We start from the raw sequence: 25,833 nt of genomic DNA, 5'->3' as shown, positions 1-25,833 counted from the left end.
TGGTGATCGTGGCACGAGCTGCGCAGGACTTTCGGAAGGAGCCCTGGCGGAGTGCGTCACGCGATGATCACGGATCAATAACGACCTCTCCAGGGTAGCCGGTCGATGAACGAATGGCTACCCGCATTCGGGTGTCGATGTCGATATGTATGATTGACCTACGATATGACAACTCGAACGCTGCATGTTCATATCTCGCAGCGAGGGTGCTCCGGTCAGATCCCTGCCTCGACGACCAGGGCGGCGAGGTCCTGGGCGATGGCAGGGGCCGCGACGAAGGTCAGCGACTCGCTGGGGGCCTGACCGAGCTCCCCGCGGACGACGGCGCCTGCTTCGGCGGCCACGAGTGCGCCCGCCGCGTGGTCCCACGGCTTGAGTCCTCGCTCGACGTAGGCGTCGACCCGTCCCGCGGCGACGGCGCAGAGGTCGAGCGAGGCCGCCCCCAGGCGCCTCAGGTCGCGAACGCGCCCCACCACCCGGACCAGCGCCTCCGCGTGCTCGACCCGACGTGCGGCGTCGTACGAGAACCCGGTGGCCAGCAGGGACGTCTCGAGGGAGGCCGGAGCGTTCACCTCGAGGCGACGCCCGTCCAGCCACGCGCCGCCGCCGACCGACGCGGTGAAGGTCTCGCCCGACGTCGGGTTGACGACCGCTGCGGCGAGGGTGCGCCAGGTGAGCGGGTCGGGACCGCCCTCGACGACGGCGATGCTCACGGCCCACTGCGGGATGCCGTAAAGGAAGTTGACGGTCCCGTCGATGGGGTCCACGACCCAGGTGAGTCCCGTGGTCGAGTCGTCGGGTTCGCCCTCTTCTCCGAAGAAGCCGTCCCCGGGACGCAGCTCGGCCAGACGGCCTCGGACGTACGTCTCGACCTCTCGGTCGGTGTGCGTCACGACGTCGACGGCGCTGCTCTTGGTGTCGGCGACCACGACCCCCTCGGACCGGCGGAGGGCCGCGAGCTCGGCGGCCTCACCCGCGACGGCGACGGCGATCTCGAGCAGCTCGGCGGGGGTCGGGGTGACGGACACGGGTCCTCCTGTGGGGTGGGTGGCCCGGTAACGCAAGAACGGACTCGACGAGCGAGTCCGTTCTTGAGGGGCAACCGTGGCAAGTGAGGGATTCGAACCCCCGAAGGCTACGCCGGCTGATTTACAGTCAGATCCCTTTGGCCGCTTGGGTAACTTGCCATGCACGCCCAGCCCGTGTGATCACCGACCGGAGGCGCCAGACAAATATACAGCCTCGGGAGCCCCCTCACGACCACTCGCCTTCAGCGCCCCGCCGCGCGGACCGCCGGCCGGCGATGGACCGCGCGGACAGGTGGACTACTGGACGGCGGAGGTGAGGCGGGCGACGTTGTCGAGGACCTTCGAGCGGAAGGGACGCGCGAGCCAGTCGTCGAGGAACAGTTCGCGGCTCGAGGCGCGGTAGGTCTGCTCGACCTCGCGCAGCCGTTCGACGAACTCGAGTCCACGCACCATGACCGAGATCTCGAGGTTGAGGCTGAACGACCGCATGTCCATGTTGCTGGAGCCGATGACCGCGACCTCGTCGTCGATCGAGAAGTGCTTGGCGTGCAGGACGGTCGGCGAGCGGTACAGGAAGATGCGGACCCCCGACCGCAGCAGGGCCTCGTAGTAGGAACGCTGCGCGTGGTATACCACCGGCTGGTCGCCGATCTCGCTGACGAAGAGCTGCACCTCGAGCCCGCGCTGGGCCGCGGTCGTCACGGCGTAGAGCATCGACTCGTCGGGCACGAAGTAGGGGCTGGTGATGATGATGCGCTCCTGCGCGCTGTAGAGCAGCGAGTTGAACAACCGCAGGTTGTTCTCGCCGTCGAAGCCCGGCCCGCTCGGCACCACCTGACAGTCGATCGTCTCGAGCCGGTCGGCCGTGTGCACGGGGTCGGTCTCGCGGAGCAGCAACTCGTCGGTCTCGCTGTACCAGTCGGTGACGAACAGCGCGTTGATGCCGGCGACGATGGGGCCCTCGAAGCGGACCATGAAGTCCTTCCACTCGAGGCCTCGGCGCTTGTTCTTGCGTTTCTGGTAGCTCTTGTCGACCATGTTCTGCGAGCCCGTGAAGGCCACACGACCGTCGATCACGAGGAGCTTGCGGTGGTTGCGCAGATCGGGCCGCTGGTACTTGCCCCGCAGCGGCAGTACGGGCAGCATGAGCTGCCACTCCACGCCCATCGCGTCCAACCGCCGTCGGGCCTTGCGGTACCCCGGGTACCCGCGGCTGGCGATGTGGTCCATCAGCAGACGGACCGTGACACCCCGTCGACGGGCGTTCTCGAGCGCCAGGAAGAACGGCTCGGTCGTGCGGTCGAGGCTCGTGATGTAGAACTCGGCGTGGACGTAGCGGTGGGCCCCGTCGACCGCCTCGACCATCGCCGCCATGGATTCGTCGTAGTCGGTGTGCATCTCACCGGTGTTGCCTCCGACGAGCGGCATCGCACCGAGCGTGCGGTTGAGTTCGACCACCGAGTCGAGCCAGGCCGGCCACGGGTGGTCGCGCTTGACACGCTCCATGCCCTCGGTCGTCTCGATGATGTACTTGTTGATCTCGGTCTGCTTCTCACGACGACGCGCGGGCAGCTTGGTGCTGCCGATCAACAAGAAGAGGACGAACCCGACGTACGGGATCAGGAAGATCGCGAGCAACCACGCGGTGGCCGTCTGGGGCCGCCTGTTGATCGGGACGTAGACGATCGCGAACACCCGGATGGCGATGTCGAGCACGATGCCGAGAACGGCGATCGTCGGCGCCACCCAGGCGGGTTCGACCATGGACGGGACCTCGGAGCCGTGAGCCGCGGGTGACTAGCGGAAGTTGACGAACTGCAGGTCGACGTCGAGGTCGGCCTTCTTCAACAGCGCCATGGTCGCCTGCAGATCGTCACGGCTCTTGGACTGCACGCGCAGTTCGTCGCCCTGGATCTGGCTCTTCACGCTCTTCGGGCCCTCGTCGCGGATGATCTTGCCGATCTTCTTCGCCGCGTCCTGCTCGATGCCCTGCTTGAGGGACGCCTCGATGCGGTACTCCTTGCCGCTGGCGAAGGGCTCGCCGACGTCGAGGTGCTTGAGGCTGATGCTGCGCTTGATGAACTTCGACTCGAGCACGTCGAGCACGGCCTTGACGCGTTCTTCGGTGGCGGCCTTGAGCAGCAGCTTCTCGCCGCTCCAGTCGACCGAGGCGCCGACACCCTTGAAGTCGTAGCGCTGCTCGATCTCTTTCTGCGCCTGGTGGAGGGCGTTGTCGGCCTCCATCTTGTCGACCTTGCTGACCACGTCGAAGGAACTGTCTGCCATGGGGACCACCATACCGACGACCGACGAGGTCGGTGACGACCGCGCGCCTCCTCGGTTCCACCGTCGAGGGGAGCCGAGGAGGCGCGCTACGGGCGACCGAGGACGTCAGGCGGGCGTCGACTCCGTCTCGACGGCGCGCGAGACGCGCACCATCTCGTCACGCTCCACGACCTTGACCCGGGCACGCTCGTGCTCGTGGGCCCCGCCGAGGGCGATCTCGTGCCCGTCGAGACGGTGCCAGCCCTCGAGGTCGGTGTACTCGACGCCGCGCTGCTCGAGCAGGGCCGGGATGGCCTCGTCGGACGGGTCGACCGGCTGCCACCAGCTGGCCTGGTCGTTGATGAGGTGCTTGACGGTCTCCATCGCGTCGCTCTTGGTGTGCCCGATGAGGCCGACGGGGCCGCGCTTGATCCAGCCGGTGGCGTAGACGCCGGGGACGATCTGGTTGTCGTCGTCCATCACCTGGCCCTCGTGGTTCGGGATCACGCCACGACGCTCGTCGAACGGGATGCCGTCGAGCGGAGAGCCGAAGTAGCCGACCGCGCGGTAGATGGCCTGGATCGGCACGTCGCGGAGCTCGCCCGTGCCCTCGACGCCGCCCTGCCCGTCGGGCCGGGTGCGCTCGTACCGGAAGGCCGCGACGCGACCGTCGGCGTCGCCGACGACCTCGACGGGCTTGGCGTAGAAGTGCAGGTGCAGGCGACGCGACGCCGTCCCGACCTCGCGCTGGCGCCACTGGTTCAGCACCTTGTCGATGACGAACACCTGCTTGTTGGTGGCGATGGCCGTCTTGGACGCCTCGTCGTGATCGAAGTCCTCGTCGTAGACGATCATGTCGACGTCACGCACCTCGCCCAGCTCGCGCAGCTCGAGCGGCGTGAACTTGACCTGCGCCGGGCCCCGGCGTCCGAAGACGTGCACGTCGGTGATCGAGGACTGCTTGAGGCCCGCGTAGACGTTGTCGGGGATCTCGGTGGGCAGCAGGTCGTCGGCGTGCTTGGCCAGGATGCGGGACACGTCGAGGGCGACGTTGCCGACGCCGACGACGGCGACCGACGTCGCGTCGAGCGGCCAGGTGCGGGGGAAGTCGGGGTGACCGTCGAACCAGCTGACGAAGTCGGCCGCGCCGTAGCTGCCCTCGAGGTCGATGCCGGGGATGTCGAGGTCGGCGTCCTTGATGGCACCGGTCGAGAAGATGACGGCGTTGTAGTGCTTGCGCAGGTCGTCGAGCCCGATGTCGACGCCGTAGCGGACGTTGCCGAAGACCCTGATGTCGCCGCTGTCGAGCACGTCGCGCAGCGCGTTGACGATGCCCTTGATGCGGGGGTGGTCGGGGGCGACGCCGTAGCGCACGAGACCGTAGGGGGCCGGCAGCTGCTCGAAGAGGTCGATCGAGACGTCGAAGGCCTTCTCGGCCTTCGCGAGGATGTCGGCGGCGTAGATGCCGGCCGGTCCGGCGCCGACGATGGCCAGTCGCAAGGTGGTCACGGGTTCTCCCTAGATCTGGGGTGGCTCGGCGGGGCCGGCCGGTTGGACGATGGTGCTCGAGGACGAGACGGACGAGGAGGCGCGGCGCCGGTCAGGCGGACCGCTCGACCACGCGGTCGGCGAAGCGGGTGAGCGCCTTCTTCACGGGCCCGTCGGGCAGCGGGGACAGGGCGTCGAGGGCCTCGCGGGCCCACCGGTGAGCCTCGACCCGGGTGCGTTCGGTGACCTCGTGCTGACGGACGCGTCGGACCAGGTCGGCGAACTCGTCGTCGAGGTGGGCCGTCGCGTCGGCGAGCGACGCCGACGTGCCGCCCTCGAGGTTCGGTTCACCGCTCGACCCGTGGGCCGCGGCACGCGTGGCGTCGACGATGCGGTCGATCTCGGACAACAGCGACGACGCCTCGAGGTCGGCCTGCGCCAGCTGCCGCAGGTACAGCACCGGGAGCGTGACGACGCCGGCCCGCAGGTCGGTGCCGGCCTTCTTGCCGGTCTCGGCGGGCTGGTCGGACAGGTCGATGACGTCGTCGATCAGCTGGAAGGCGATGCCGATCTTCTCACCGAACTCGGCGACGGGGGCGAGGTACTCACGCGGTGCCCCGCTGAACATGACGCCGGCGCGGGCGGCGGTCGAGATGAGCGACCCCGTCTTGTCGGCGAGCACGTCGATGTAGTGGGCGATCGGGTCGTCGCCTTCTCGTGGGCCGACCGTCTCGTGGAGCTGACCGAGGCAGAGCCGTTCGAAGGTCTCGGCCTGGAGCAGGATGGCCTCTTGGCCGAGCCCCGACACGATGGTGCTTGCCCGGGCGAACAGCAGGTCGCCGGCGAGGATCGCGACGTTGTTGCCCCACACCGTCTGGGCACTGGGGACGCCGCGACGCATCTGCGCCTCGTCCATGACGTCGTCGTGGTAGAGCGAGGCGAGGTGGGTGATCTCGGTGGCCTGCGCCGAGGCGACGATCCCGGGGGTCGCGCCGTCGCCCAGCTGGGCGATGAGCAGCGTCAGCGTCGGCCGGACGCGCTTGCCGCCGGCCGCGAGGAGGTAGCGCGTCGTGGCGTCGGCGATGTCGTCGGCGAAGGCGATCTCGCGCAGCAACCCCTCTTCGACGAGCTCGAGCCCGTCGTCGACCGCGGCCACGAAACGACGCTCGGTCGGCGTGGCGAACAGCTTCTCGCCGAGGCCGAGCGAACGACCCAGCGAGTTGCGCTGCGCAGGAGGGGCGCCGGCGTTCACGACGTGGCCCGCTTCGACCGCGAGGAGGAGCGCGCGGCGCCCGACGCCGGCTTGCGACCCCGGTGCAGGGCGACGATGCCGAAGCTGAGGTCGCGGTGGGCGACGCGGGTGAACCCGGCGCCGCGGATCCACTGGCTGAGGACCTGCTGCTCCGGCCACTGCTCGATGGACTCGGCCAGGTACGAGTAGGCCGGGCCGTTGCTGCTGGTGACCTTGGCGACGAGGGGCATGCCGTACTTGAGGTAGGCCCGGTAGGCGGCGCGCAGGAGACCGAACGGCGGAGTGGAGAACTCGCAGACGACGAGGCGGCCACCGGGCTTGAGCACGCGGTTCATCTCGGCCAGCGCGACCTTGGGCCGGTTCACGTTGCGCAGCCCGAACGAGATGGTGACGGCGTCGAACGTGTCGTCGTCGAAGGGCAGCGACTCGGCGTTGCCCTCGACGAACTCGAGCTCGGGGTGGCGTTCGCGGCCGACCTCGACCATGCCCTTCGAGAAGTCGAGGGCGACGACCTCGGCACCCCGCTGCGCGATGGCCGCCGAGCTGGTGCCCGTGCCGGCTGCGATGTCGAGGACCTTGTCGGCCGGACCGGCACCGATCGCCTTCACGGTGGCGATGCGCCACAGGACGGCGTTGCCCGCCGAGAGCACGTCGTTCGTACGGTCGTAATGGCGCGCGACGCCGTCGAACATCGAGGCGACCTCGTCGGGTTGCTTGTTCATGTCGGCCTTGGTCACGATGGTGGATCCTACCGTCAAGCACTGGGGGTGTCCCGAGTAGGGTCGACGAGTGAAGTCCCCCGCGTCCCGCGCTCCGTCACTCGCCGTCCGCACCACGCGAATCGACCACGTCAGCCCGTTGCTCGACGTCGTCGACCGGGCGCGTCCGCTGGTCTTCGTCCGCGGCGGGGCGGGCATGGCGGGCGTCGGCGAGGCCCTCCGTCTCGAGTTCTCCGGGCCCGACCGCATGACCGAGGCCGCCGACGCCTGGCGTGCCGTGGCGGCCGCCGCCACGGTGCACGACGAGGTCGGCGTGCCCGGTACCGGGTTGGTCGCGTTCGGCTCGTTCGCGTTCGACGACGAGTCCGCCGAGACGAGCGTGCTGATCGTCCCGAGCATCGTCATCGGACGGCGCGACGGGGTCGCCTGGATCACGAGGGTGGACGACGCCGAGCTGCCCGCGGGGAAGCCGGTCGGCGCCTCCGTCCGCCTCTCGCTGGCCGACGGCGCCCTCGACGCCGGCGGCTACGCGACGGCCGTGGCCCGGGCCGTCGACGCCATCGGCGCCGGTCGGGTCAGCAAGGTCGTGCTCGCACGCGACCTCGTGGGCACGTTGCCCCCCGAGGCCGACCTGCGCCTCGTCGCCGCCACCCTGCTCACCGCGTACCCCGACTGCTACGCCTTCGCCGTCGACGGACTGATCGGGGCCAGCCCCGAGACGCTCGTCAAGTCCGAACGGGGCGAGGTGTCGGCCCGGGTCCTCGCCGGAAGCGCGGCCCGTGGCGTCGACGCGGCCACCGACGAGCAGGCCGCCCTCGCCCTGGCGACGTCTCCGAAGGACCTCGACGAACACGCCTTCGCCCTGCGCAGCCTGTTGCTGTCGCTCGGACCGCACGCCCGGGACGTCGTGACGGGCGAACAGCCCTTCACCCTGCGCCTCCCCAACCTCTGGCACCTGGCCAGCGACGTGCGGGGCCGCCTGACCGACGGGTCGAGCTCGCTCGACCTCATCGCCTCGCTGCACCCGACGGCGGCCGTCGCCGGCACCCCGACGCAGGAGGCGCTGGCCCTGATCCGAGAACTCGAACCGTTCGACCGTGGTCGCTACGCGGGGCCCGTCGGCTGGGTCGGTGCCGACGGCGACGGCGAGTGGGCCATCGCCCTCCGGTGTGCCCAGGTCGACCGGGACGGCTCGGTGCGGGCGTTCGCGGGGGCCGGCGTCGTCGCCGAGTCCGTGCCCGAGAGGGAGGTGGCCGAGACGGCCATGAAGTTCCGCCCCGTGGTCGACGCCTTCAGCCGATGACCGCGCCCGCCCCCGCGACGACGTGGTCGCGTCCGGTCGCCCTCGTCGTGGCGGCCGCGTTCTTCATGGAAAACCTCGACGCCACCATCCTGTCGACGGCGACCGCCACGATCGCGACCGACTTCGGCGTCCAGCCCGCGCAGCTCGGACTCGCCGTGACCGGCTACCTCGTCGCCGTGGCGGCGTTCATCCCGCTGGGCGCCTGGCTCGCCGAACGCTGGGGCGCCCGCCGCGTGTTCCTCGCGGCCGTCGTGCTCTTCGTCCTCGCCTCGGTCGCCTGTGCCGCGAGCACCGACCTGGTCGCCCTCACGACCTCCCGGGTCGTGCAGGGCTTCGCGGGCAGCATGATGGTGCCGATCGGCCGACTGATCGTCCTCCGCAGCACCGAGAAGTCCGAGCTGATCCGGGCGATCGCCTACCTCACCTGGCCCGCGCTCGTGGCTCCGGTCGTCGCGCCGCTGCTCGGAGGACTGCTCACCGAGCACCTCGGCTGGCAGTGGGTGTTCCTGGTCAACGTCCCGGTCGGCCTCGCGCTGCTCGCGGTCGCCTGGAGGGTCGTCCCCTCCCCCGAGGTCGGTGACCGCCAGCCTCTCGACCTGGTCGGTCTGGTGCTCGTGGCGGGATCGATCGTGGCACTGGTGCTGGCGTTCGAGCTGCTCGGCGAGCCCACGACGCTCGTGCCGGGCGTGCTGCTGGCCGTCCTGGCGGTGGTGCTCGGCCTCGTGGCCGTGCGGTGGTTCCGTCGGGCGGCGCACCCGTTGCTCGACCTCACGGCCTTCCGCATCGGGTCGTTCCGCGTGACGAACCTCAGCGGATCGCTCTACCGGGCCGTCGTGAACGGCATCCCCTTCGTCGTCCCGCTGCTGCTGCAGGACGGTTTCGGCTGGTCGCCGGTCGAGGCGGGACTCATGCTCATGTGGGTGTTCGTCGGCAACCTGGCCGTCAAACCGTTCACGACGCCGCTGCTGAAGCGCTTCCGCGTGGTGCCGATCATCGTCGTCGCGACGGTGGCCCTCGCGGCGACCTTCGTCGCGGCCGCGCTGGTCGGCCCCGACACCTCGCCGGTCGTCGTTGCGGGGGTGCTGCTGCTCAGCGGCGTCTTCCGGTCCGTCGGCTTCACGGCCTACAACACGCTGCAGTTCGCCGACGTCCCGGCCGAGATGATCGGACCCGCCAACGCCATCGCGTCCATCACGAGCCAACTCGCCGTGGGGCTCGGCGTCGCCGCGACGGCACTGGCCGTCCGCGTGGCCGACCTCGCGATCTCGACCGACGGCCCGGCACCCGCGGCGTCCGGGTACCAGGCCGCGTTGATCGTGCTGGCCGTGCTGGCCCTGCTCAGCCTGATCGAGGGGCTGCGGCTGCCCAAGGGGACCGGCGACGCGTTGCGGAGCCGCGCCTCCTGACGTCCGGTCAGCGACCGCAGACGGCCAGCGGGACCTCGTTGGCGGCCCCCAGCACCGCCGGTCCCCCGACGAGGACGACCTCGAAGACGCGGGCGTCGAGCACGGCTCGCTCCGTCGCCGGCGGGACACAGTCTCGCTCGCTCAGGACGAGCGAGGCACCTTCGCGGGCGGCGACCGCACCCGCGACCAGCGCATCGGCGAATCCCCGTCCGCTCGCCACGAAGATCGTCTCGGAGTCACCACCGACGAGTGCGGCGGCCGTCTCGTAGCGATCGACTCCGGCGCGACGCTCGGTGACGAGAAAGGGCTCCTGCTCGACGAGACTGGCTTCGTACGCCCGGGAGATGCTCGCCGTCCCGCCGACGAGGATGGCCCGGGCCTTGCCCAGCTCGACCATCAGGGCCCTCGTCGGAGCGTCGGCGGCCGACTGAGCACCTCGGACGAGGACGACCGGGGCGTCGTCCCGATGAGCGGCAGGACCTGCGGCCAGGGCATCCGGGAACGCCTCACCCGTGGCGAGGTAGATCCTCTCGCCGGTCGACGAGCCGAGGAACGAGTGACGCGCCACCAGGCGCGAGGTCTCGTAGCGGTCCGCTCCACCGAGCCTCGTGATCGCCGGTTGCCACGAGGCCAGCTGCTCGTAGACCTGGGCGGAGACCGCGGCCGGCCCACCCACGACCACGATGCGCTCGGGGGCGAGGCGCTCGATGACCGCCACGGTGGCTGCGGGGAGGGCATCCCGGTCGGTCATCGCGAGGGCCCCGCCCTCGTGGGCTGCCGCAGGGCCCGCGCTGAGCGCGTCCGGGAAGTTCAGCCCGTTCGCGACGTAGAGGACGGGGACCCGAGGCGTGGCACCGTTCGTGGAAGGAAAGCCCCAGGGCGACGACAGGACCGCTGCTCCGGTGCCGAACCGGTCGTCCCCGGCCACTCGTGTCGTCGTGAAGGTCCGTTCGGTGAGGACGACGTCGAGACCGGTGATCTTTTGTCCGGGACCGATGACGATGTCCTCGGCATCGGCGAACCGCCGACCCGCCGGCCAGTACAGGTCGTCGTGGACCCTCGATGACTGCGAGGACCCGTCTCCGAAGCTCAGGCGATAGGTGCCCGGGCGCAGGAGGGGGAACTCCCAGCGACCGTCCTCGCTCGCCGTGGACTCGGAGCCCTCGTCCTTGTAACCACCGGTGGTGGGGTTCTTCCACCAGATCGTCACGCGGGCGTACGGCAGCGGCACCGTCCTCCCGTCGACGACCGCCGACACCTGGCCCGACAGGAGCTGGGACAGGATGAGCGGGAGATCGCCGACCGAGGCCGCCGACCCGTCGGCGGGAACGTCCACCCAGAATCGAGGGGACCCATAACGGTACGGACCGGGATACGGCGCTTCGAGCGTGACGTACCACCGGCCCGGCGTGACTCCGGTGAACGTGAAGGTCCCGTCGGGCCGACGCTCGAGCGAGGGGACCGGGACCTCGTCCGGGGTGGTCCCGGGTGAGACGGCCGTCAACCGACCGGCGGACGACGGCACCATCGAACCATCGGCCGTCTGGGCCGTGACCCGACCGGTGATGCTCCCGATCGGCGTCGTGCCGAGCGGGGCGGCGCCGGCCGGGGCGACGACGAGCCAGGACGCGACGACGGCGACGACGAGAGCGAGGGAGAAGACCACCGCGGTAGGACCGCCACGGAGGGGCGAGATGACGAGCATGAGGCATTGTCAGGGACCGGGGGACCCGTGAGCAACACGCGTACCCCGAACCGTACCGTTCGACGACCGGCGATCGCCGGAGGCACCTGAACGGACGCGTCCGACCCGAGCGGACTGTCCCCCGCTACGACGTCGCGAGCTTCGTCTTCTCGAGCTCGACGTCGAACTGCGCGACGGGCCAGTCGAGCCCGCGCGACGCGAGGGCGTCGATCAGCAGCTTCTGGACGGCGACCCGGGCGTACCACTTGCGATCGGCCGGCACAACGAACCACGGGGCGGTCCCGGTCGACGTGCGACGGATCGCCGTCTCGTAGGCGTCTTGGTAGTCGTTCCAGACGAGACGCTCCTCGAGGTCGCCGGGGTTGTACTTCCAGTGCTTGTCGGGGCGGTCGAGTCGGTCCGCGAGGCGTTCCTTCTGCTCGTCGGACGAGATGTGCAGCATCACCTTGACCAGCGTGGTGCCGTTCGCGACGAGCTCGTCCTCGAACTCGACGATGTCGGCGTACCGCTGTTCGATGTCCTCGGGCGGCGCGAGGCGGCGCACCTTGCCGATCAGCACGTCCTCGTAGTGCGAGCGGTCGAAGACCCCGATCATGCCGGGGCCGGGCAGCTCGCGCCGCACCCGCCACAGGAAGTCGTGCGCGAGCTCGTCGGGCGTCGGCGACTTGAAGGCATGGTGCGCGACGCCCTGGGGGTCGACGGCGCCCACGACGTGCCGGACGATGCCGCCCTTGCCGGCGGTGTCCATCGCCTGCAGGACCAACAGCACGTTGCCGGTGCTGCCCCCGCTCCGGCTCTGCGCGAACATCTTCTCCTGGAGCTCGCTCAGGGTCTCGCGACCCGACTCGAGCGCCTGCTGTGCATACGCCTTGTCACCCGCGAAGCCCGGGGTGGACGAGGTGTCGACGTCGGCGAGCACGAAGCCCTCACCGGCTCGGAGGGACTGGGAGGGCGGGGTCGTCCACGTCTTGGCCATGCCCTCGACCCTACGACCGAGCGACCCGATCCGCCCTGGCGTGGCGCGGACGCTCAGCGGGAGAGGGGCACCTCGATCAGAACCGGCCCGTCGTACCGGGCGACGAGGGCCTGGTCGAGCTCCGCCCGCGTGGCCGCCTCGACGTACTGCCAGCCGTAGGCCACGGCGAGTGCCGAGAGGTCGACCTCGTGAGGGGTGAACTGCACACGGGTCATCGCCTCGGGCGACGCGGTGGCCGCGACCTCGAGCCCGTCGAAGATGGTGCCGCCGCCGTCGTTGCCGACGACCACCTGCAACCGGGGCCTGGTCTCGCCGAGGCCGAGGAGCATCGAACCGACGTCGTGCAGCAAGGTCAGGTCGCCGACGAGCACCCGGGTGGTGCCGGCTGCGGGGTCGTCACGCTGGCTGGCGAGGGCGATGCCGGTGGCCGTGGCGATCGTGCCGTCGATGCCGGCCAGCCCACGGTTGGCGTGCACGGGGATCTTCTTGCCCGGCACGATCTGGTCGAGTTCGCGGATGAGCCTCGACGCACCCAACACGAGGCGGTCGTGTGGCCAGCTGACGCGCCACAGGGCCTCGGCGAGGGCGCGGCGCGTCACCGGCCGCCGCAGCAGCTGCACCTCGCGACGCAGGAACTCGGCCTGTTCGGCCGCCTCGGTGCGACCGGCCGAGCCCTCGGCCGTCCCGTCGGCCCCGGGACCGTCGGCCGCGTCCTCGGACTCGGCCTCGGCCTCGAGCAGGCGACGACCCGTGTGGACCCAGAGCCCGACCCACGTGCGATGAGCGGCGTCGTCGGTCGAACCGACCCCCGAGGAGGCGCGGTCCACCTCGACGGCCTCGACCACGCGCGCGGAGCGACCCGGGTCGTAGGCTTCGGCCCCCGCCGCACGGACGACCACGACCTCGACCCCGCCACGGGTGAGCAGCGAGGGGATCTGACGGCTGAGGGTCGGGTGCCCGAAGACCACCACCCGACGGACGCGGCCGCCGAAGTCGGCGTCGTCGAGCAGGGCACGGTACGACGAGACGAGGTGCGGCCCGAAACGGGCCCCGCTCGAGACCTCGGCCACGAGCGGGGCACCCAGTGCCCGGGCAGCGGCCTCGGCCTCGGGGCCGGCGGCGTGCCCGGCGACGACGAGGGTCGCGGGGTCGACGTCGACCTCGAGCGCGGATGGTGCCACGAGCGGCGCGACCTCGACCGGCGCGGGGTGGGCGGCGGGCAGCGACTGCTCGCCCGACGACAGGGGCTCGCGGAACGCGACGTTGAGCTGGACCGGGCCGCGCGAACGCCCGAGGGCACCGTGGGAGTCGCCGCCGAGGGCCTCGGCGACGGCCTCGCGCGCGAGCGTGCGGACGGCCTCGTGGTCGACCGGACCGGAGCGGGGAGCCTCGACGTCGCGCACCCACCCGACGGCGCTCGCGAAGAGACCCGGTTGCACCGTCGTCTGGTTCGAGCCGATCCCGCGCATCTCGGAGGGACGGTCGGCGCTCACGACGATCATGGGCACACCCGAGTGGTGCGCCTCGAGCACGGCGGGGTGGAGGTTCGCCACGGCGGTGCCCGACGTGGTGATCACGACGCTCGGGACGCCCGTCTCGGCGGCGAGACCCAACGCCAGGAATCCGCCCGAACGCTCGTCGATGCGCACGTGGACCGACAACCGACCGGCGATCTCGAACTCGGCGGCCGCGAGGGCCAGGGCCTGGCTTCGGGACCCAGGGCTGAGCACCACGTCGCGGACACCCGCGTCGGCGAGGGACGCGAGCAGCGACAGGGCGTACTCGGTCGACGGACTGGTCACTTACTGCTTGCCGGTCTTGTCGTCGTTGTCGAGGTCGAGCAGCTCTTGCTCGAGGCGACGGATGCGCTCGTCGGTCGTCTCGCGGTCGAGGTCGCTCGTCGTGCGCCAGGACGTCCCCGAGAACTCGGGGTCGTCGTCGGGTGCGATGGTGCGCGTCGCGGCGGGGCGGCCGCTCTTGCGCGCCCGCCCGAGCACGAACCACAGCACCGCGCCGATGACGGGGAGGAGGACGATGATGACGGCCCAGAGGGGCTTGTTGAGGGCCCGGAACCGTGAGGCGTCGGCGAACAGGCAGTCGATGAGCGCGAAGATGACGAATGCCGCCGCGGCGACGATGCCCACGATGAAGAGCCTGACCATGGACCGAGCCTAGTTCTCGATCCGGTGCAACGCCTGATGGTCGGTCGGCCGTTGCGGAGCTGTGACGTACGGCGCGAGGCGGTGCCGCACCGCGCCTCCTCGGCCCGTCGGATCGCGGCCGCACGGCCCGTCCGCCGCGGGGCGGGCGCACACCTCACGGACCGTAGACTCCTCGTCGTGAAACCCTGGCTCAAGTACTCGATCGTCCGCCTCGGCCTGTTCGCGGTCGTGCTGGGCCTGCTGCTGGTGCTGAGGTTCGACCCCTTCTGGGCCACGCTGATCGCGGCGGTCGTCGGCTTCTGCGTCTCGTACCTGTTCTTCGCGCCGCTGCGCCGGAAGGTCGCGCTCGACCTCGCCGACCGCCGGTCGCGCCCGGCCAAGCTCGACGACGACTCCGTCGCCGAGGACGAGGCCATCGCCGAGGACGACGGCGAGCGCGCACGCCGCATCGACGGCCAGGCCTGACCGCCCCCGGGCCGCGAGCCCGGGCCGCGAGCCCGGGCCGGACCCTAGAAGAAGAGCGCGGCCGACAAGGCGAGAGCCCAGACCAGGGCCGTCAACGACGACAGCTGCAGGGCGAGGATCAGCTCACGGGGCGTCTTGCCCGTGACGCCGATCACCGCGGCGGGCACCGCGACGATGAGCGTGAAGTAGACGTAGGGCGCGTGCAGGTACAGGAACGCGAAGTACACGAGGATGAAGAACGGCAGCAGCAGGAACAGCGCGTAGAGGGCGCGCGCCACCGGGTCGCCGACGACGACCGCGAGGGTGCGCTTGCCGGCGGCGGTGTCTTGCGGGATGTCGCGCACGTTGTTGATCATCAGGACCGCGCAGGCGAACAGCCCGGCGGCGACCCCCGCCACCCAGGCGTCGAACGGGAACTCGCGCAGCTGTACGAAAGTCGTGCCCACGGTCGCGACGAGCCCGAAGAACACGAAGACGAAGAGCTCGCCCAGGGCGTTGTAGCCGTAGGGCCGTTTGCCGCCGGTGTAGAACCAGGCGGCCACGACCGCGGCGGCGCCGACGGCGAGCAGCCACCAGATCTGGGTGATGACGACGACGACGACACCGGCGACGGCCGCGAGGGCGAAGAACGCCAGCGCCACCTTCAGCACGGTCTTCGGACGGACGCTGCCCGAGCCGGTCAGTCGCGATGGCCCGACCCGGAAGTCGTCGGTGCCGCGGATGCCGTCCGAGTAGTCGTTCGAGTAGTTGACGCCGATCTGCAGGAACACCGCGACGGCGAGGCAGAGAAGCGCCAGGGTGAGGTCCCAGCCACCGTTCGCCCGGGCGACGCCGGTGCCGAGGGCGACCGGGGCGATGCCCAGCGGCAGGGTGCGCAGGCGGGCACCGCCGATCCAGTCGCCGGCCGTCACGCGACGGACCGGCTGCTTGCCGGGCCGCCCGCCCGGTCGGCCACCGGGGCGGCCGCTGCGCTTGGGGGTCGAGGTCTTCGTCTTCGCCACGTGGTCGAGTCTAGTTCGCAGCCGGCTATCAGCTTGCCTCGAGGCCGGCGACCAGGCGGGTCAGCGCCACCCGGTCCGGCTTGCCGCTCGCGAGCACGGGCACCGCGTCGACCCTGACGATGCGATCGGGTGCCGCGGCTCGACCGGCGGCGGCGGCCACCGCGGATCGCAGGGCCGCCAGGTCGTCGGCGGCCGACGGCGCAGGAGGCGCGGTGTCGGTGACCACGACGGGTACCTCGCCCCACCGGGCGTGTGCCGCGCGGACGACCACGGCGTCGGCGAGCCCCGGCTGCTCGCGCACGACCCGCTCGACGACGCCGAGCGACACCTTCTCGCCACCCGAGACGATCACGTCGTCGAGCCGGCCGCTCACGGTCAGCACCCCGCCGGGCGACACCGTTCCGGCGTCGCCCGTGCGGTACCAGCGCAGGCCGTCGCGCGTGACGAAGGCCGCAGCCGTGCGCTCGGGGTCGTCGAGGTACCCCTCGGCCAGCGACGGCCCGCTCAGCTCGACCTGGCCGTCGACGACCTCGACGCGGGTGCGGCCCACGGGCACGCCGTCGTACACGCACCCGCCACTGGTCTCGCTCGACCCGTAGGTGCGCACGACGGTCACCCCGAGCCGACGGGCCCGTTCGACGAGGGGGCCGGGAGTCGCCTGCCCGCCCACCAGGAGGGCGTCGAAGCGGCGCAGCACGTCGGCCACGCCGGCGTCCTCGTCGGCGGCGTCGAGCGCCGTCGAGAGCTGTGCGGGGACGAGCGACGAGTACCGCACGGGATGCTCGAGCCGGCCGGCGGCGGCGACGAAGTCGGCGACGTCGAAGTGGCCGGGCGTCAGCAGGGCCGGCTCGGTGCCCGAGGCGATCGAGCGGACGAGCACGTTCAGCCCGGCGACGTAGTGCGCCGGCAGGGCGAGCACCCACTGCCCGGGCCCGGCCAGGGCACCGTCGGCCGCGGCGGCACCGGCGAGCACCGCGTCGGAGGACAGGGCCACGCGCTTCGGGCGTCCGCTCGAGCCGCTGGTCTCGACGACCAGCGACACCGCCTGCGGCACGAGTCCCGGGAGGTCGGCGGGCACACGGTCGTCCGTCCGGGGCGCCACCGCGGGACCCCCCTCGAGCGCGACCCGGAGGGCGTCGAGCACCGCACCGGGCTCACGTGCGTCGACCGCCCGCAGGGTGCGCGTCATCAGTACTGCCAGGGGAAGGGCGACCAGTCGGGAGCACGCTTCTCGAGGAACGAGTCGCGTCCTTCGACGGCCTCGTCGGTGCCGTAGGCGAGGCGGGTCGCCTCGCCCGCGAAGACCTGCTGACCGACGATGCCGTCGTCGGTCGCGTTGAAGGCGAACTTGAGCATGCGGATGGCGGTCGGCGACTTCGTCAGGATGGTGCGCGCCATGGCGAGCGCCTCGCGTTCGAGGTCGACGTGTGGCACGACCCGGTTGACGGCACCCATCTCGTGGGCACGGTCGGCGCTGTACTCCTCTGCCAGGAAGAACACCTCGCGAGCGAACTTCTGCCCGATCTGCTTGGCGAAGTAGGCGCTGCCGTAGCCCGCGTCGAACGACCCCACGTCGGCGTCCGTCTGCTTGAACCGACCGTGTTCGCGACTGGCGATCGTCAGGTCGCAGACGACGTGCAACGAGTGGCCGCCACCGGCCGCCCAACCGGGCACCACGGCGATGACGACCTTGGGCATGAACCGGATGAGCCGCTGCACCTCGAGGATGTGCAGCCGCCCCGCCGACGCCGGGTCGGGCACGTTCGCCTGGTCGCCCTCTGCTTTGTAGCCGTCACGACCGCGGATGCGCTGGTCGCCACCGCTGCAGAACGCCCAGCCCCCGTCCTTCGCGCTGGGACCGTTGCCGGTCAGCAGGACGACCCCGATGCGGCTGTTCATGCGGGCGTCGTCGAGCACCCGGTAGAGCTCGTCGACCGTGTGCGGCCGGAACGCATTGCGCACCTCGGGGCGGTCGAAGGCCACGCGGGCCACCCGCCCGTCGAGGCTGTGGTGGTAGGTGACGTCGGTCAGGGCGTCGAACCCCTCGACCCCCCGCCACTCGGTCGGATCGAACAGGTCGGACACCTCGGAAGCCATGTCGCCAGCCTAGCGACGGGGTCTGACCTCGCCGCCTGGCGGGGTCAGACCGTCGAGACGAACCGCCCGATCAGCCAGACGAGCACGAACGGGTTCGACAGCGAGCTGAGGACCACCGCGGCCACCCCCCACCACCGCCCGCGGCGCAGGACGGCGGCCATCAGACCGATCACCCCGACGACGACGGAGGCCAACAGGGTGACCAACGCGAGGACGGCGGCCGGGCTCACGGCGTCCGCGGCCAGGAGTCCCAGGGCCACACCGTCGAGTGCGAGCAGCACGACGGCCAGGACGAACGTGACGACGCCGAGGCGTCGGCTGCGCGCAGGGTCGAGCACGTCGTGACCGGGACCGTCGAAGACCCGGAGGCCGTCGGCCTCGGACGAGGCGCGGCCGAGGCCGTCGCGCCCCGGGTCGGAGGGATCGTCGGGTGAGGGCTCCGGTCGTCGGACGGGTTCGGGTTCGCGGTCGACCATGACGCACGACCTTACCGGGGTCCCCGGTGCGACACTGGGCGGATGCCGACCGTCGACCGCGCACCGTCCACGACTCCCCCGCTGCCTCCCCTGGCCGACCTGGTCGAGGGTGCCCACGTCGTCCGTCTCCCCCTCCGCACCCGGTTCCGCGGACTCGACGCACGCGAGGCCCTGCTGGTCGAGGGCCCGTCGGGCTGGACCGAGTTCAGCCCCTTCGTCGAGTACGGACCGGCCGAGGCGGCCGCCTGGCTCGCGGCCACGATCGACTTCGGCTGGGGCCGGCTCCCCGAGGGGGGCGCCCGCCGGGTGCCGGTCAACGCGACCCTGCCGGCCGTCTCCGCCGACCGGGTGCCCGACGTGCTCGCCCGCTACCGCGGCTGCCGGACGGTCAAGGTCAAGGTCGCCGAGCGCGGTCAGACCCTCGCGGACGACATCGCCCGCGTCGCGGCGGCCCGCGACTGGGTCGGCCCCGAGGGGCGCGTCCGCGTCGACGCCAACGGAGGATGGTCCGTCGAGTTGGCCGAGGAGGCGCTGGTCGGCATGGCACCGTACGCCCTGGAGTACGCCGAACAGCCCTGCGCCACGGTGCCCGAGCTCGCCGAGCTGCGACGCCGCGTCTCGGGGACGGGCGTGCTCGTCGCCGCCGACGAGAGCGTCCGCAAGGCCGACGACCCGCTGGCCGTGGCCCGGGCCGGGGCCGCGGACCTCCTCGTGATCAAGGCCCAACCGCTCGGCGGCGTCACCGCCGCACTGCGCATCGTCGCGGCGGCCGGGCTGCCCGTCGTCGTGTCGAGCGCCCTCGACACGTCGGTCGGGCTCAGCATGGGGGCGCACCTCGCCGCCGCCGTGCCCGGGCTCCGCCACGACTGCGGGCTCGGCACGGCCGCCCTGCTCGGGGCCGACGTCACGCGTGATCCCCTGCTGCCCGTCGACGGGGAGATCGACGTGCGACGGGTCGAGGTCGACGTCGACCTGCTCCGCCGCCACGCGGTGGACGACGACCGACGCGACGTGTGGCTGGAGCGGCTGCGCGCCTCCTACGCCGTGCTCGCGGGCTGACGCCCCGTCGCACGCGGCGCCGGGCGACGCCACGGCGTCGGTGCGTCAGAGACCGGAGTACGCGTGGAGGCCCTTGAAGAAGACGTTGACGACCGAGAAGTTGAACATGACCGCGGCGAAGCCGATGATCGACAACCACGACGACCGGGCCCCGCGCCACCCACGGGTCGCCCGCGCGTGGATGTACCCGGCGTAGAGCACCCAGATGATGAAGGTCCAGACCTCTTTGGTGTCCCAGCCCCAGTAGCGGCCCCACGCCCGCTCGGCCCAGATGGCGCCGGCGATGAGGGTGAAGGTCCAGAGGACGAAGCCGACGAGGGCGATGCGGTAGGCCAGGTCTTCGAGGCGCTCGGCGCCCGGGAGGGTGTCGAGGAAGCGCAGGCCGGCGAGCTTGGACTGCTCACGCTTCGTCTGCACGAGCTGGGCGGCCGAGAGCCCGGCGGCGATGGCGAAGAACGCCGTGCCGAGGATGGCCACGAAGACGTGGATCACCAGCCAGGCGGACTGGAGCGCCGGTGGCAGCGGCGAGACCGCCACGTAGTAGTTGACGGTGCCGATCGCGAGCAGCACCAGGTTGAGGCCCATGACGTACGCGCCGAGGAACCGCAGGTTGACCACCAGCTGGACGGCCAGGTAGACCCCGACGATGATCGCGGTGCCGGTCAGCGAGAACTCGAACATGTTCGCCCACGGCACGCGACCGGCGGCCAGTCCACGCAGGACGACCGAGGAGACGTGGACGACGAACCCCAGGAGCATCATGGCGATGGCGACGCGCTCGAAGCTCGAGGCCTTGGCGGACCCACCGGCGGCGGGGACCGCCCCGCCCGCTCCGCCCGACGGCCGGTCGAGGACGACGGTGCTGCCGCCCGACGACGAGCGCGAGACGGTGGTGGTCGCGAGGGCCTCGGCCTTGGCCGCACGGGCCGCCGCCTGCTGGGCGTCACCGGACCGCTTCGCCAGGTCGAGGGCGAAGGCCACGAACGAGATCGTGTAGATGGCCATCGCCGAGTACACGGCGACGAGCGAGTAGTAGGCGAGGTCGGCGGTCACCATCAGATCTTACGTCCGCGTCCCCCGGCGGCGGGGCCGGGTTTCTCGACGTCGTGACGGGCCGGGTCGTCGGCGACCTCGCGCGCGACGTCGGCCGGGACGCCCAGGCCGCCCAGGTGCGCCTTGGCGATGTCGCCGACGGCGCGTCCGAGCGTGGGGTCCTCGCCGCGGGCGAGCCCGGCGTACTCGAGCCGGACGCCGTCGCCGGTCTCGGTGGCCTTGACCCAGACCCGACGGCGCGGCACGAACAACGCGGTCAGCAGACCGGCGAACGAGAGCCCCGCGAACAACAGCACCCAGACCTGCGAGGGGTCGTGGTGGATGTCGAACGAGGCGAACCGCTTCACCCCGTCGAAGGTGATCGTGCCGAGACCGTCGGGGATCGTCGCCGTCTCGCCCGGGGTCAGCTGGACCGCTTTCTCTTGCGCGTCGTCGTCGGTGCCGGCCAGCGGGGTCAGACCATCCGTGTCGAGCGTGTAGACGGACGTCGGCACCCCGGCGTCCAGCCCGAGGTCGCCCGAGTAGACGTTCAGGCTGAGCACGGGGTTCGTGGTGTCCGGGTCGGTGGACGTCAGGGCCCCCGTGCCGTTGTCCGCCGCCGTGGGGTAGAAGAACCCGATCATGCCGAGCTGCCGGGGCAGCGCGTCGGGCACTTTGATGACGCCGAGCGAGGTGAGGTTGGTGTCCTGCGGCAGGAACGGGACCGTGTCCCGGAACGCGACGTTGCCCTCGCCGTCGCGCACCGTCACGTCGACCGCGTAGCCGTTGCCCAGCAGGTAGACGTTCGAACCGCCGATCGACAGGGGCGAGTTGACCTTGATCTGCGTCTTCTCGGCGTCGCCACCCCGCGCCTGCGCGGTGACGTCGGCGGTGAAGTCGGTGGCCATGCCGGCCGCGCCCGCGGTGTCGGGCGCGTACTCGGTCGAGAACCGGTCGAGCGCGATCGAGAAAGGCGACAGCTGTGCCTCGTCGAACCAGCGGCCCGGGTTGAACGAGTCGTAGGAGCCGAGCACGTTCGAGAAGGTCTGACCCTCGACGACCACGCGCTGGCCCGAGTAACCGAAGCCGCCGCCGACGCCGACGGTCAGGAGGACCCCGACGAGTGCCGAGTGGAACACCAGGTTGCCGGTCTCGCGCAGGTAGCCGCGTTCGGCACTGACCGAGTCGCCGAAGACCTGCGTGCGGTAGCCGGAGCGCTTCAGCTGGGCCCGGGCCGCGTCGACGGCACGGGCGGCCGTGATCGAGGCCTCACCCGCGCCTCCTGGGGTCTCGAGCGTGATCGACCGGTACCCGGCCAGGCGCGACAACCGCGCCGGGGTCTTCGGCGGACGGGCCCGCAGCGCCTCGAAGTGGTGCCGTGTGCGCGGGATGATGCAGCCGATCAGCGAGATGAACAGCAGCAGGTAGACGGCCGAGAACCAGGGCGACGAGTAGGTGTCGAAGACGCCGAGCTTGTCGAGCACCGGGAACAGGTCGGGGTGGTCGGTGCGGTACTGGACCACGCCGTTGGGGTCGGAGGTGCGCTGCGGCACGAGCGAACCGGGGATCGCCGCGACGGCGAGCAGCATGAGTAGGAAGAGCGCGGTCTTCATGCTGGTCAGCTGTCGCCAGAAGAAGCGCAGGTAGCCGACGGGGCCGAGCTTCGGCTGCGTGATGCCCGCGCCGTCGGAGGCCGCCGGGCGGACCGAGTCGATGTGGTCGCTCGGGCGCAACGGGTCGCCGCCGACGTCGGTGGCGTCCGCGTCGGTCAACCCGGTGTCGCTCCGCCCGGTGTCGGTCCCGGCGGCCACCGAGGAGGCGCGGGTCGCGTCGCCCCCGTCGCGGTCAGACGATCGTGCCATAGGTCGCGATCACCGCCCCGACGTGTGACATGAGGCTGGACCAGAGGCCCGTGACCATGAGCAGACCGATGAGCACGAGCAGTGACCCTCCGACGATGTTGACGACGCGGATGTGCCGCTTGACGAACGAGATGGATCGTGACGCCCACCCGAAGCCGAGCGCGACGAGCAGGAACGGGACCCCGAGGCCGATGCAGTAGAAGGCCCCGAGCAGGACGCCCTGCCAGGCCGAGCCCGAGCCCAGGGCGAGCACCTGCACGGCGGCCAGGGTGGGTCCGATGCAGGGGGTCCACCCGATGCCGAAGACGATGCCGAGCAGGGGCGCCCCGGCGAGACCCGTCTTCGGGAGGAACCCGGGCTTGAGGGTGCGTTGCAAGAACGTGAACTGCCCGATGAAGACGAGACCGAGCAGGATCACCACGACGCCCATGACCCGGGTGACGACGTCGCGCCACTGGATCAACCAGAACCCCGCCGAGGCGAAGGCGAGCGAGGTGCCGACGAAGACGACCGAGAAGCCGAGGATGAACAGGACGACGCCGAGGACGAGCCGGCGGCGGTCGCGGCGCCGGGCCCACGCCTCGGTCGCCCCCGTCGTCAGACCGCCGACGTAACCGAGGTACCCCGGCACGAGCGGCAGCACGCACGGCGACAGGAACGAGATGAGCCCCGCCAGCAGGGCCACCGGCAGGCCGACCGCGAGCTGACCGCCCACGACCGCGTCGAAGAAGGGATTGCCCTGGTACACCTAGGACGTCTCGGCGAGGGTGTCGGAGATCAGGGTGTCGAGGATGCCGGGCCCGTCGAGACCGCCCAGGATGCGCGCCGCGATGCGGCCCTGCTTGTCGAGGACGATCGTGGTCGGCACGGCGTTGGGCGCGATCGTGCCGGCGAGGGCGAGCTGGACCGCGCCGTCGTTGGCGTCGACGACCGACGGGTAGGTGACGTCGAAGGTGCGGGCGAAGGCCAGGGAGGTGTCGGCCTGGTCGCGCACGTTGACGCCGAGGAACTCGACGCCCTTGTCGGCGTAGGACTGGTTGAGCTTCTCCAGCTCCGGTGCTTCGAGACGGCAGGGCGGGCACGCCGCGTACCAGAAGTTGAGGACGACGACCTCGCCCTCGTGGTCGCTCCTCGAGACGGTCTCGCCGGCGTCCGTCTCGGCCGTGAACGCGACCGGGTCGGTGCGGTCCTCGGGCGCGATCTCGGTCACGGTGCCGTTGCCCGAGATGTAGTTCTCGGTGGTGCCGTTGCCGTACTGCTTCGCGAGGTCGTCGGCGGTGGACGAGCACCCCGTGGCGACGACGCCCAGGACTGCGGCGAGCGCGAGGCCCCGGACCACGAGTCGGGCTCGGGTCGGACGGATGGTCTTCTGGCTCACACTGCTCCCAGGTCGACGGCGGACTGGTTCAAGTGTGCAGCGGGTTCCTGGTAGCCGACCTCGACGAAGCCCCCCTCGCGGCGTTCGAGCGTCGTGATGCTCGAGAGGGTGCAGCGGCGGCGGCGCGGGTCGTGGAACAGGCGGGCGCCCGTCACGCTCCGGTGGACCATCCAGATGGGCAGCTGGTGGCTGACGAGCACGACGTCGCCCTCGTCGACGCTCGACCAGGCCTCGTCGACCGCCGAGAGCATGCGGGCGGCGATGCTCACGTAGGCCTCGCCCCAGCTCGGCTTCAGGGGGTTGACGATCCAGGGCCACTCGGCCGGCACCTTGAGCTGTTTCGCGATGGTGAAGTCGCTGCGACGACCCTCGTACTTGTTGCTCGGCTCGATCAGCCGCTCGTCGACCTGCGTCTCGAGCCCGAAGGCCGACGACCACGGCGCCGCGCTCTCGCGGGTGCGCTGGAGCGGTGAGGCCACGACGGCACGGACCGGGACGCCCTGCTCGTGGAAGGCGTCGGCCGAGGCGGCCGCCATCCGGTGGCCGAGGTCGCTCAGGCCGAACCCGTCGAGGCGGCCGTAGAGCACGTGCTCGGGGTTGTGCACCTCACCGTGCCGGACGAGGTGGATCTGCTGCGCGGGCATGCGGACGAGTCTAGGTCGGGACCGCCTGCACACCTCCCACACGGGAAGCCCCAAGCTCGCCGTGGTCCGGCGGGGCCGTCCGGCGGGTCGCGCGAGGCGGTGACTGTAAACTCGGGCCTCGTGATCGAACGCACCCTCATCAAAGACCTGTCCGCGCTGCCCGACGGACCCGTGACCGTGACCGGCTGGGTCGAGACGGTGCGCGACCAGAAGAAGGTGCAGTTCGTCGTCCTCCGCGACGAGACGGGCGCCCTTCAACTGGTCCGCCCCCGTACCGCGGCCGACGTGCTCGAGGCCGCTGGCGAGACCGACGACGTCGCCGACGCGATCTCGTCGCTGTCGCAGGGCAGCTTCGTCACCGTCACGGGCGAGCTCAAGCACGACGAGCGCGTCAAGCTCGGCGGCATCGAGGTCAAGGTCGAGACGCTCGTCATCGACTCGCTGGCCGACCCCGAGACCCCCATCGCCGCCGACAGCGGCATCGACAAGCGCCTCGACTGGCGCTTCCTCGACCTGCGCGTCCCCCGCAACGCCCTGATCTTCCGCGTGCAGACGACCTTCGAGCACGCCCTGCGCACCTGGTGGATCGAGCGTGACTACGTCGAGATCCACACCCCGAAGCTCATGGCGACCCCGAGCGAGTCGAACGCCGAGCTGTTCAAGGTCGACTACTTCGACGGTGTCGCCTACCTGGCGCAGAGCCCCCAGTTCTTCAAGCAGATGGCCCAGTCGGCCGGCTTCGGCAAGATCTTCGAGATCGCTCCGGTGTTCCGGGCCGACCCGTCGTTCACGTCGCGTCACGCGACCGAGTTCACGGGGGTCGACGCCGAGATCAGCTACGTCGAGAGCCACGAGGACGTCATGCAGATGCAGGAGCAGTTGCTGGCCTTCGCGTTCCAGGCCGTGGCCGACAAGCACGGCGCCGAGATCAAGGAGCTCTTCGACGTCGACGTCGTGGTGCCGACCGTGCCGTTCCCCCGCATCCCCTTGGCCGAGGCCAAGCGCATCGTGGCCGAGCGCGGCTACGAGGTGCCCCGTGCGGACGCCGACATGGACCCCGAGGGCGAGCGCCGCATCGCCGAGTACGTCGCGGAGGAGTTCGGACACGACTTCGTGTACCTGACGGACTACGACGCCTCGATCCGCCCGTTCTATCACATGCGTCATGACGACGACCCGCAGCTCACCAAGAGCTACGACCTCATCTACCGCGGCACCGAGATCACCACGGGTGCGCAGCGCGAGCACCGCATCGAGGTGCTCGAGCAGCAGATCCGCGAGAAGGGCATGAAGCCCGAAGAGCTCTCGAGCTACCTCGACTTCTTCCGCTACGGCGCCCCGTCGCACGGCGGCTTCGGCATGGGCCTCGCCCGGGTGCTGATGCTCATGCTGAACCAGGCCAACCTGCGTGAGGTGACCTTCCTCTTCCGCGGCCCCACGCGCCTCCAGCCGTAGCTCCTCACCACGGATCACAGAAGCCCCGACGAGAGCGTCTCGTCGGGGCTTCTCGTCGTC

Annotated in this window: 24 protein-coding genes and 1 tRNA gene; 5 read left to right on the top strand and 20 right to left on the bottom strand. The window is 71.0% G+C overall.

What is annotated here, in order from left to right:
* Nucleotides 1-215 precede the first annotated feature (215 nt).
* The 7 genes from IFT79_RS12960 to ubiE all read right to left on the bottom strand — a co-directional run bounded on the left by IFT79_RS12960 (nt 216) and on the right by ubiE (nt 6,770).
* On the bottom strand, nt 216-1,028 hold the full coding sequence (locus IFT79_RS12960; protein WP_192124576.1) for an inositol monophosphatase: 813 nt from the start codon (nt 1,026-1,028) through the stop codon (nt 216-218).
* Between the two features lie 77 nt (nt 1,029-1,105).
* Nucleotides 1,106-1,187, bottom strand: a tRNA-Tyr gene (locus tag IFT79_RS12955).
* 138 nt (nt 1,188-1,325) lie between these two features.
* Entirely contained in the window at nt 1,326-2,792 is a 1,467-nt protein-coding gene (gene cls / locus IFT79_RS12950; RefSeq protein ID WP_192124574.1) for a cardiolipin synthase, read from the bottom strand.
* 33 nt (nt 2,793-2,825) lie between these two features.
* Nucleotides 2,826-3,314, bottom strand: a complete 489-nt coding sequence (locus tag IFT79_RS12945) for a YajQ family cyclic di-GMP-binding protein (RefSeq protein ID WP_056047782.1) — start codon at nt 3,312-3,314, stop codon at nt 2,826-2,828.
* Nucleotides 3,315-3,419: 105 nt separating this feature from the next.
* A complete protein-coding gene (locus IFT79_RS12940; RefSeq protein ID WP_123570526.1) occupies nt 3,420-4,802 on the bottom strand; it encodes an FAD-dependent oxidoreductase in 1,383 nt (460 codons plus the stop codon).
* 91 nt (nt 4,803-4,893) lie between these two features.
* The gene (locus IFT79_RS12935; RefSeq protein ID WP_056046562.1) at nt 4,894-6,033 is read right to left on the bottom strand and encodes a polyprenyl synthetase family protein; all 1,140 of its coding nucleotides are present in this window, start codon (nt 6,031-6,033) and stop codon (nt 4,894-4,896) included.
* Entirely contained in the window at nt 6,030-6,770 is a 741-nt protein-coding gene (gene ubiE, locus IFT79_RS12930) for a bifunctional demethylmenaquinone methyltransferase/2-methoxy-6-polyprenyl-1,4-benzoquinol methylase UbiE (protein ID WP_233568365.1), read from the bottom strand. The genes IFT79_RS12935 and ubiE overlap by 4 nt, the downstream gene beginning before the upstream one ends.
* Before the next feature lie 52 nt (nt 6,771-6,822).
* Between ubiE and IFT79_RS12925 the strand changes: the two genes are divergently transcribed.
* Both IFT79_RS12925 and IFT79_RS12920 read left to right on the top strand, forming a co-directional pair.
* Nucleotides 6,823-8,055, top strand: a complete 1,233-nt coding sequence (locus IFT79_RS12925) for an isochorismate synthase (RefSeq protein ID WP_123570527.1) — start codon at nt 6,823-6,825, stop codon at nt 8,053-8,055.
* Nucleotides 8,052-9,461 (top strand): MFS transporter, encoded by a 1,410-nt coding sequence (locus tag IFT79_RS12920; protein WP_192124572.1) that lies wholly within the window; start codon nt 8,052-8,054, stop codon nt 9,459-9,461. Before IFT79_RS12925 ends, IFT79_RS12920 begins: the two co-directional genes overlap by 4 nt.
* 7 nt (nt 9,462-9,468) lie before the next feature.
* Here the strand turns inward: IFT79_RS12920 and IFT79_RS12915 are convergent, their stop codons facing one another.
* The 4 genes from IFT79_RS12915 to IFT79_RS12900 all read right to left on the bottom strand — a co-directional run bounded on the left by IFT79_RS12915 (nt 9,469) and on the right by IFT79_RS12900 (nt 14,304).
* Nucleotides 9,469-11,166 carry a cell wall-binding repeat-containing protein gene (locus tag IFT79_RS12915; RefSeq protein WP_192124570.1) on the bottom strand — a complete coding sequence of 566 codons (1,698 nt, stop codon included), beginning with the start codon at nt 11,164-11,166 and terminating at the stop codon, nt 9,469-9,471.
* A 124-nt stretch (nt 11,167-11,290) separates the two neighbouring features.
* Nucleotides 11,291-12,142, bottom strand: a complete 852-nt coding sequence (locus IFT79_RS12910) for a PPK2 family polyphosphate kinase (RefSeq protein ID WP_056046567.1) — start codon at nt 12,140-12,142, stop codon at nt 11,291-11,293.
* A 53-nt stretch (nt 12,143-12,195) separates the two neighbouring features.
* Nucleotides 12,196-13,944 carry a 2-succinyl-5-enolpyruvyl-6-hydroxy-3-cyclohexene-1-carboxylic-acid synthase gene (gene menD, locus IFT79_RS12905; RefSeq protein WP_192124568.1) on the bottom strand — a complete coding sequence of 583 codons (1,749 nt, stop codon included), beginning with the start codon at nt 13,942-13,944 and terminating at the stop codon, nt 12,196-12,198.
* Complete coding sequence (locus tag IFT79_RS12900) at nt 13,945-14,304, bottom strand: PLD nuclease N-terminal domain-containing protein (RefSeq protein ID WP_056046571.1); 360 nt, start codon at nt 14,302-14,304, stop codon at nt 13,945-13,947.
* 177 nt (nt 14,305-14,481) lie between these two features.
* Between IFT79_RS12900 and IFT79_RS12895 the strand changes: the two genes are divergently transcribed.
* Nucleotides 14,482-14,769 carry a DUF4229 domain-containing protein gene (locus IFT79_RS12895; protein ID WP_056047790.1) on the top strand — a complete coding sequence of 96 codons (288 nt, stop codon included), beginning with the start codon at nt 14,482-14,484 and terminating at the stop codon, nt 14,767-14,769.
* Between the two features lie 44 nt (nt 14,770-14,813).
* On the opposite strand, the gene IFT79_RS12890 is transcribed toward IFT79_RS12895, so the two are convergent.
* The 4 genes from IFT79_RS12890 to IFT79_RS12875 are packed head-to-tail and all read right to left on the bottom strand — an operon-like array spanning nt 14,814 to nt 18,343.
* On the bottom strand, nt 14,814-15,770 hold the full coding sequence (locus tag IFT79_RS12890) for a 1,4-dihydroxy-2-naphthoate polyprenyltransferase (RefSeq protein ID WP_192124566.1): 957 nt from the start codon (nt 15,768-15,770) through the stop codon (nt 14,814-14,816).
* A gap of 28 nt (nt 15,771-15,798) precedes the next feature.
* On the bottom strand, nt 15,799-16,959 hold the full coding sequence (locus IFT79_RS12885; RefSeq protein WP_192124564.1) for an AMP-binding protein: 1,161 nt from the start codon (nt 16,957-16,959) through the stop codon (nt 15,799-15,801).
* Entirely contained in the window at nt 16,959-17,867 is a 909-nt protein-coding gene (locus IFT79_RS12880) for a 1,4-dihydroxy-2-naphthoyl-CoA synthase (protein WP_056046577.1), read from the bottom strand. Before IFT79_RS12880 ends, IFT79_RS12885 begins: the two co-directional genes overlap by 1 nt.
* A gap of 44 nt (nt 17,868-17,911) precedes the next feature.
* Complete coding sequence (locus IFT79_RS12875) at nt 17,912-18,343, bottom strand: hypothetical protein (RefSeq protein WP_056046580.1); 432 nt, start codon at nt 18,341-18,343, stop codon at nt 17,912-17,914.
* 42 nt (nt 18,344-18,385) lie between these two features.
* Here IFT79_RS12875 and IFT79_RS12870 point away from each other — a divergent pair, with 42 nt between their 5' ends.
* Nucleotides 18,386-19,402, top strand: coding sequence for an o-succinylbenzoate synthase (locus tag IFT79_RS12870; protein WP_192124561.1), 1,017 nt, complete (start codon nt 18,386-18,388; stop codon nt 19,400-19,402).
* Nucleotides 19,403-19,447: 45 nt separating this feature from the next.
* On the opposite strand, the gene ccsB is transcribed toward IFT79_RS12870, so the two are convergent.
* Genes ccsB through IFT79_RS12845 form a run of 5 tightly spaced genes read right to left on the bottom strand, consistent with a single transcriptional unit; the run spans nt 19,448 to nt 24,318 of the window.
* The gene (gene ccsB, locus IFT79_RS12865) at nt 19,448-20,458 is read right to left on the bottom strand and encodes a c-type cytochrome biogenesis protein CcsB (protein ID WP_159826062.1); all 1,011 of its coding nucleotides are present in this window, start codon (nt 20,456-20,458) and stop codon (nt 19,448-19,450) included.
* Complete coding sequence (gene resB / locus IFT79_RS12860; protein WP_192124559.1) at nt 20,458-22,296, bottom strand: cytochrome c biogenesis protein ResB; 1,839 nt, start codon at nt 22,294-22,296, stop codon at nt 20,458-20,460. Before resB ends, ccsB begins: the two co-directional genes overlap by 1 nt.
* Complete coding sequence (locus IFT79_RS12855) at nt 22,280-23,044, bottom strand: cytochrome c biogenesis protein CcdA (protein WP_192124557.1); 765 nt, start codon at nt 23,042-23,044, stop codon at nt 22,280-22,282. The genes resB and IFT79_RS12855 overlap by 17 nt, the downstream gene beginning before the upstream one ends.
* Nucleotides 23,045-23,674 (bottom strand): TlpA disulfide reductase family protein, encoded by a 630-nt coding sequence (locus tag IFT79_RS12850; protein WP_056046589.1) that lies wholly within the window; start codon nt 23,672-23,674, stop codon nt 23,045-23,047.
* Nucleotides 23,671-24,318 (bottom strand): histidine phosphatase family protein, encoded by a 648-nt coding sequence (locus IFT79_RS12845; protein WP_056046592.1) that lies wholly within the window; start codon nt 24,316-24,318, stop codon nt 23,671-23,673. Before IFT79_RS12845 ends, IFT79_RS12850 begins: the two co-directional genes overlap by 4 nt.
* A gap of 120 nt (nt 24,319-24,438) precedes the next feature.
* On the opposite strand from IFT79_RS12845, the gene aspS reads away from it, so the two are divergent.
* Nucleotides 24,439-25,773, top strand: a complete 1,335-nt coding sequence (aspS, locus tag IFT79_RS12840; protein ID WP_056046595.1) for an aspartate--tRNA(Asn) ligase — start codon at nt 24,439-24,441, stop codon at nt 25,771-25,773.
* Nucleotides 25,774-25,833 lie beyond the last annotated feature (60 nt).

It is taken from the genome of Frigoribacterium sp. CFBP 8759, from assembly GCF_014841655.1.
Taxonomy (GTDB): Bacteria; Actinomycetota; Actinomycetes; order Actinomycetales; family Microbacteriaceae; genus Frigoribacterium.
This window is presented reverse-complemented; position numbering and strand designations above follow the sequence as displayed.